At 70.2% G+C, this 765-nt stretch carries 1 protein-coding gene; it reads right to left on the bottom strand.

Translation table 11 applies throughout. The features are described 5' to 3' along the window. A partial coding sequence (locus tag AC5RUJ_RS17585; RefSeq protein ID WP_494156421.1) for an NAD(P)/FAD-dependent oxidoreductase occupies positions 1-506 on the bottom strand: 506 nt, incomplete at its 3' end. Positions 507-765: the final 259 nt, after the last annotated feature.

The following is a 765-nucleotide window of genomic DNA, read 5'->3' as shown; positions in this document are numbered from 1 at the left end:
AGCAGGCGGACGCCGGCCTCGGGCCACTCGGCCTCGGCTGCGGCCAGGGCCTTGAGCCGTTCCAGCTGGGCCGGATTGCGGGCCACATTCAGCTCGCCGCCCTTGCGGACACCGGCGTCGATGCCCTCCGCACCGGCGACCGCGATGACCTCGTCCACCGTCTCGTTCAGCAGCGTCTGGAAGCGGCCCACCAGCGCACGGCCGTGCGCCTTGACGTACTGGCCGCGGCCGCCGGTGATGCTGTTGGTCAGCCAGCCGCCGTTGCGGCCCGAGGCGCCGAAGCCAGCGAAGCGGCTCTCGAGCACGACGATATCCAGCTCCGGCCGGGCCTTCTTGAGGTAGTACGCCGTCCACAGCCCGGTGTAGCCGGCGCCGACGATGGCGACATCGGCCGTCGTGTCGCCGGCCAGGGCCGGCCGGGGAGCGGGCAGCCCGTCCTCGGCAAACCAAAAGGAGACGTTGCCGTTGACCGTCGAGGCCGTCTCGGTGATCAGTTTTTTGCTCATGGTGGGATTTCCTAGGTCGTGGAGACGAGGTCGGAGTCTTCGAGCAGCACGCCGTGCCCTGAACCGTTCCTGTAGCTTGCAGCATGCCGCCCACCTGCGGGCGACCGGAGGCTGATCCAGTGGCTGATATGGAGCGCAGGCCAGGCGTGCTGCGCATCACTTCTTCAGCGTAACGGAGGCTGGTGCCCTGCCCTCCCATGCCGGGGGCGCGGCGCACCCCCGCTGATGCCCCGCCTGGCGTGTCCGCCGCCGGTGGCCG

Source organism: Arthrobacter sp. Y3223164 (genome assembly GCF_059091005.1).
The sequence above is the reverse complement of the archived record's forward strand: the minus strand, read 5'-3'. Positions and strand labels throughout refer to the sequence as shown.